The organism is Sphingobacterium sp. 40-24 (genome assembly GCF_001899705.1).
In the GTDB taxonomy this organism is placed as follows: domain Bacteria; phylum Bacteroidota; class Bacteroidia; order Sphingobacteriales; family Sphingobacteriaceae; genus Sphingobacterium; species Sphingobacterium multivorum.
This window is the reverse complement of record NZ_MKWH01000003.1, coordinates 23297-29615: the sequence shown is the minus strand read 5'-3', so window position 1 is coordinate 29615 and position 6319 is coordinate 23297. Positions and strand designations below refer to the sequence as shown.

Here is a 6319-nt window from a genome sequence, read left to right as displayed (position 1 = left end):
CCGTAACAGGTGGGAGAGTAGGTCGGTGCCTTTTTTTACACGGAAGCCCTTGCTGGAAACAGTCAAGGGCTTCTTTCGTTTAAGTACCCCCGTACTTCCTGTACAATGCTATTGCATATCTTCCGTACCGCCGACCGGCCCTGACCCACAGTGGTATGGTGCACCACTATTAGCCATCCCTCCAGTTTTATGTGGCATTTATCATCATGGTCATTTCATAAGCCACATGGAAGTAAACATTCGATATTTGGTGAATAGCCTACAATAGCTCGGTTAGCCTGCAACATTATTATTGGACAATCGTTTGCATTCCTGAAACTCTTTTTTACTTCAATTTACTATTGTATTATTGTTAAGTTAATTTAATGCATTATAAATCATACGCATGAAGGTATCTTTTTGGAGCACAAAAGCACAAGTCAGTTTACTGATGGGATTGGCTTCTCCTTTTATTTTTCAACCCACTCGAGTTGAGGCTAAAGTAAGTACGATCAATTATTACAATACAATAGGTCGCGATCAAGTTAATCGTATTATCGCGATTCAAAAAATTAATCCGACTACAGTTGAGATTGTATACGATAATGGCCAACGTCTGACTTTAGATTTCTACGGTAATCATATTTTTAGGATGTTTCAGGATGTTCATGGTGGTATTATTCGTGACCCCGAAGCTAAACCCGGTGCAAAAATATTGGTAGAGCAACCTCGGAAAACTGTCGCTGAGCTCGAAGTAAAGGATGAGGGTAATAAGGTCAGCATCTCCACCAACGATATTCTTTTTTCAATGGATAAACAGACTTCACAGTTTAGTATCCTTAATCGTAAAACCAATAAGATTGTAGTTGAAAGCTTAAAACCGGTCGTTTTTGAGGACAAACAAGTAAGCCTTGAATTAAAGGAAAATGCGGATGAGTACTTTTTTGGTGGTGGCGTTCAAAATGGACGTTTTTCACATAAGGGAAAAGTAATTGCTATCGAAAATCAGAACAGCTGGACCGATGGCGGTGTTGCCTCTCCAACCCCTTATTACTGGTCAACCAAAGGGTATGGTTTTATGTGGCATACTTTTAAGAAGGGAAGTTACGCCTTTGGAGCCAAAACCGCTGGCACAGTCAAATTGGCCCACGATACGGATTATCTGGATGTCTTTTTTATGGTTGGTGACGGTATTGTGCCTTTGCTCAACGATTTCTACCAATTGACGGGTAACCCAATTCTTCTACCAAAATTTGGTTTGTACGAAGGACATCTTAATGCTTATAACCGCGATTTTTGGAAAGAAGATGAAAAGGGAATTCTTTTTGAAGATGGCAAACGCTATAAAGAAAGCCAAAAGGACAATGGCGGAATCAAAGAATCGCTGAATGGCGAGAAAAACAATTATCAATTTTCGGCTCGCGCAGTCATAGACCGTTATAAAGCCCATGACATGCCTTTGGGTTGGATTCTTCCCAATGATGGTTACGGTGCTGGATATGGTCAAACGGCATCTTTAGATGGAAATATCCAAAACCTGAAAGAGTTTGGCGATTATGCACGTAAGAATGGTGTGGAAATCGGTTTATGGACACAGTCTGATCTCCATCCCAAAGACAGCATCAGTGCATTACTGCAACGTGATATAGTAAAAGAGGTACGGGATGCAGGTGTGAGAGTCCTAAAGACGGATGTGGCCTGGGTGGGCCCAGGATACTCCTTTGGTCTCAACGGGGTAGCTGATGTAGGGCATACCATGCCTTACTATGGCAACGACGCTCGTCCATTTATTATTTCATTGGATGGTTGGGCAGGTACGCAGCGCTATGCGGGTATCTGGTCGGGTGACCAAACTGGAGGTGTATGGGAGTATATTCGATTCCACATACCAACATATATCGGCTCGGGACTTTCGGGTCAGCCCAATATTACCTCTGATATGGACGGGATCTTTGGTGGTAAAAACTTCAAGGTCAATATCCGTGATTTTCAATGGAAGACTTGGACACCCATGGAACTCAATATGGATGGCTGGGGATCGAACGAGAAATACCCTCATGCTTTGGGCGAGCCAGCTACTTCGATCAATCGTCTATATTTGAAATTGAAATCTCAATTGGTTCCCTATAGCTATAGTGTGGCAAAACAAGCGGTAGATGGACTGCCCATCATTCGCGCGATGTTTTTAGAGCAAGCAAATGCTTATACGCTTGGAAAGGCAACGCAATACCAGTACCTCTATGGTCCAAATTTCCTGGTGGCACCGATTTATCAGGAAACACGTGTGGATGAGAAGGGAAATGATATTCGCAATGGTATTTACCTCCCGGATGGTGAATGGATTGATTATTTTACGGGTGAAAAATACCAGGGTGGCCGTATCATCAATAACTTTGATGTGCCTATTTGGAAGCTGCCTGTTTTCGTGAAAAATGGAGCCATTATTCCAGTGACAAACCCGAATAATAATGTGCTGGAAATCAAAAAGGATCAACGTATTTATGAGGTGTATCCTTATGGGAATTCCAATTTCCTGGAATATGATGATGATGGAAAAACCGAGGCTTATCGGTATGGTAAGGGAATAACTACATCCCTAACTTCGCAGTTAAACAATAATAAAGTTGTTTTTACGATTGCTCCAACACAGGGCGAATTTGACGGATTTGAAAAAATGAAGTCTACCGAAATTCGTTTCAACGTTAGCAAAGCACCTAAGAAATTGACTGTAAAGGTCAATGGAAAAAATAATAAACTTAAAGAAGTGAACAGCTTAGACGCGTTCAATACTTCTGAAAACGTATATTTCTACGATGCTCAGCCAAACCTGAATCAGTTTGCAACCAAGGGATCTGAATTTGAAAAAGTACCTTTGGTGAAAAATCCGATGTTGCTGGTACGACTAGCGAAACAGGATGTCTCATCGACTGCAATAGAAGTACAATTGGAGGGTTTCGAATATGCTCCTGTTGACAACTATCTGGCTCAGACCGGTGCTTTGACTTCGCCCAAAGCTGTTATCACAGATCAACATACACAAGCATATACCTTAACCCCAACCTGGGAAAAGGTTGCAAATGCTGATTATTATGAAATTGAATTCAATAATCTGATCTATTCGACCATCAAAGACAGTCAATTGCTATTCGAAGGATTGGCCGCGGAAACTGATTACCAGTTTAAAATTAGAGCTGTCAATAAATCTGGTGTTTCAGATTGGAGTACATTTGCAGCAAAGACAAAGGCAAATCCATTGGAATTTGCCATCGAAGGAATCAAAGCAGAGACTTCTGTGGATAACCAAGGCGGAAATGGTATCAATAAATTGTTCAATTATGATGAGGGGGATATGTGGCATACAAAATGGGGACAGGCAGCTGTTCCGTTTGATATGACCTTAGATCTAAAATCTGTTAATCAATTGGATAAGTTTGAGTATCTTCCAAGAACCGATGGCGGAAACGGCATCATTTTAAAAGGAAAAGTATTCTATAGCAACGATAAGGATACCTGGACGGAAGCTGGTAGTTTTGATTGGAAACGTGATGGCGAAATGAAACGTTTTGATTTTGGAACCCATCCGGTGGCCCGATTTATCAAAATTTCAGTTTCTGAAGCTGTTGGTGGTTTTGGTTCAGGAAGAGAATTATATGTGTTTAAAGTGCCAGGATCGTCAAGCTACCTACCAGGCGATATTAATAATGACCGATTGATCGATCATAATGATTTGACATCTTATATTAACTATACGGGATTGCGATTGGGTGATGGAGATTTTGAAGGTTATGTCAGCAATGGTGATGTCAATAAGAATAATTTGATTGACGCTTATGATATTTCCAATGTCGCTGTTGTTATCGAAGGTGGTGCAAAACCAGCAAAGGAAGAAAAAGTAGCTGGTAAACTAAAATTGGTTCCCTCAAAAACAAGCTTGAAGTCGGGAGACACCGTAGAGATCAGTATTAGCGGGGAGAATCTTAAAGCTGTCAATGCGCTTAGTTTTGCTCTTCCGTACAATCAGGGCGATTTTGAATATGTCGGTATTGAACCTGTACAGCTGAAAGAGATGAACAATTATAGTAACGATCGTCTTCACACCAATGGAAGTAAAGCGCTGTATGCTACTTTTGTTAATCTTGGCAATAAGGAGACCTTGAATGGGTCTGAAGTTTTATTTAAGATTAAATTGAAAGCAAAACGCAATGTCAACTTCAATCTGAAAGCGATAGATGGTATTTTGGTTGATAAAAAGCTGAATTCCGTTACTTTCTAAAAATAATAAATAGCCTTAACAAAAAGGGGAGCCTCATAGGCTCCCCTTTTTGTTAATTGACGTCTAAGTGTATAAAATTAGTCCAATATCATACTGAGGTCCATCAGTAGGATTTCAGTATCTGCTGAGGTGACTTTCAGGTTAATTTCAGCGACATCCCAGATTCCAAAACCATCCCTGCTCTCCAATTCTTGTCCTTCGACGGTAACACTGCCTTTTATTACAAAAACATATACACCGTTTCCGGCCTTTTTGATCTGGTATTTTGTCTGGACGTCCTTGTCAAAATGCCCCATAGAAAACCAGGCATCCTGATGGATCCATACCCCCTCGTCTTCTGGATTGGGCGAAAGAATTTGTTGGAATTTATTCTGTCTTTGTGCGATATCTAATGTAATTTGATCGTAGCGCGGGCTCACATTCCGTTGATTAGGGTACACCCAAATCTGAAGAAACTTCACCACCTGATCGGTGTTTTTATTATATTCACTGTGTATGATGCCCGTTCCGGCACTCATGACCTGAATATCTCCTTTCCGGATAATGGCTTTGTTACCCATGCTGTCTTCGTGTTGCAAATCACCTTCCAAAGGAATACTGATGATTTCCATATTATCGTGCGGGTGTTTGCCAAAACCTCTTCCTTCAGCCACCATATCATCATTTAGTACCCGCAATACACCAAAGTGCATACGTTCCGGGTCGTGATAATTGGCAAAGCTAAACGTATGATTGCTTTCTAACCAGCCATGATTTGCATGACCGCGTGTAGCTGCTTTATGGAGGACGCTATGGTTTTCCAATTTTTCTGAATTATAATTTACATCTTCGGCATCCAGCGTTTCAAGCGGTTCTATCTCGTCAATATCATTCTTCAAGATATCAGCTGAAGATACTGTTGATGCAAATATTCCGGAACCCAAAAGGCCTTTTTTTATAAAGTTCTGTTTGTTCATGATCTTATTATTTAGTATCCAAAATTAGCCTATTAGCCACCAATTTCTATTGATCTAGTTCAATAAAGAAAGGGTTTTAGCGGATTTTAGTTGTTTCTCTAAGAAGCTGTTGCTTGTGGTCTAGGCATTATTAAACGGAACGTAAGTCTGGAAAAAGACTGTAGACTTCATTTTTTAGAAGTCCACTTCCACCGCCATAATGTTTGATCAGGCCAATCGGATAAGTGAGCCGTGAAAGGTGATCTGTTATTTCATGCTCTTCCTGAGGAGAGAGTCCCGAACTCAATAATAAAACATCTACAGGATTGTCTATCAGATGTCTCTTACAAGTACCCAAATCCTGTTGTATCGTTGCATTCCAGCTGGGTGTGCTTTCAATGATTCTCTTGAGCGTGAGGAGAATTTCTTCATTTTTACCCAATAGGAGAAAGTTTATGGTTTTCATGATGAATGCTATTTTTAAGTGTATGATTAGTATAATGATACACAAATTCGTTACACGCTAATGTTGATGAGTTGAAGCGCAACTTTTGTTTATCATTCGCTATCGTGATGCTTCCTTCTTAAGGATTTGCACGAATTACTGTATTAACAATGGCATTACCCTTTAAAATTTTTGAAATGGGACATTCTTCGGCAATTTGTTGAAGTCGTTCTCGGGTATCCTCCGCTAAGATTTGTCCAAAAGCGATCTCGCGATCAAAATACGTAACCACCTGTCCTTTTTCAATCTTGAGATACATATTTGAACTGACAGAAATTTCTGGAATATCAAGTCCTTTTTTATCGATGTACATGCGTAGCGTAGCTAATGTACAAGATACAAGCGATGAAATCAGAAGGGTGTAGGGGTCAGGCCCAAGATCTCTTCCGCCAAGTTTTTCAGGTTCATCCGTAATAAATTCACCATTCCTCCAGTGGATGCTGGTCTTATATTTCTGCTCGGCAATATGACCGATGACAGGGTTTTCCAATATATATTTCATACGGATAATTCTTTTGTTTGTAATACAACAAAAATAAGCCTGAATTGATTCATTTTCATTGATGTAGTTCAATAAATATAGTCATTCTGTCTTATGATGTTTTTTTTTATAGCCGATCAAGCGGA

5 protein-coding genes are annotated in these 6319 nt (G+C 40.2%); 2 read left to right on the top strand and 3 right to left on the bottom strand.

Annotated features, from left to right (window positions below; translation table 11 throughout):
• Positions 1-268, top strand: a 268-nt coding sequence (locus tag BGP15_RS00395) for a hypothetical protein (RefSeq protein WP_286768395.1), incomplete at its 5' end; no start/stop codon positions are given.
• 117 nt (positions 269-385) lie between these two features.
• On the top strand, positions 386-4252 hold the full coding sequence (locus BGP15_RS00390) for a TIM-barrel domain-containing protein (RefSeq protein WP_286768394.1): 3867 nt from the start codon (positions 386-388) through the stop codon (positions 4250-4252).
• Positions 4253-4329: 77 nt separating this feature from the next.
• Here BGP15_RS00390 and BGP15_RS00385 read toward each other — a convergent pair whose 3' ends face one another.
• The 3 genes from BGP15_RS00385 to BGP15_RS00375 form a co-directional block, all read right to left on the bottom strand.
• Positions 4330-5208 carry a pirin family protein gene (locus BGP15_RS00385; RefSeq protein ID WP_286768393.1) on the bottom strand — a complete coding sequence of 293 codons (879 nt, stop codon included), beginning with the start codon at positions 5206-5208 and terminating at the stop codon, positions 4330-4332.
• Between the two features lie 130 nt (positions 5209-5338).
• Complete coding sequence (locus BGP15_RS00380; protein ID WP_286768392.1) at positions 5339-5653, bottom strand: hypothetical protein; 315 nt, start codon at positions 5651-5653, stop codon at positions 5339-5341.
• A gap of 118 nt (positions 5654-5771) precedes the next feature.
• The gene (locus tag BGP15_RS00375; protein WP_197083963.1) at positions 5772-6194 is read right to left on the bottom strand and encodes an OsmC family protein; all 423 of its coding nucleotides are present in this window, start codon (positions 6192-6194) and stop codon (positions 5772-5774) included.
• Between the last annotated feature and the right edge of the window lie 125 nt (positions 6195-6319).

What these genes read in the sequence shown, in the direction of transcription:
- BGP15_RS00390 (WP_286768394.1), top strand. Translation starts at nt 386, where the DNA reads ATGAAGGTATCTTTTTGGAGCACAAAAGCACAAGTCAGTTTACTGATG.
- BGP15_RS00380 (WP_286768392.1), bottom strand. Translation starts at nt 5,653, where the DNA reads ATGAAAACCATAAACTTTCTCCTATTGGGTAAAAATGAAGAAATTCTC.
- BGP15_RS00375 (WP_197083963.1), bottom strand. Translation starts at nt 6,194, where the DNA reads ATGAAATATATATTGGAAAACCCTGTCATCGGTCATATTGCCGAGCAG.
- BGP15_RS00385 (WP_286768393.1), bottom strand. Translation starts at nt 5,208, where the DNA reads ATGAACAAACAGAACTTTATAAAAAAAGGCCTTTTGGGTTCCGGAATA.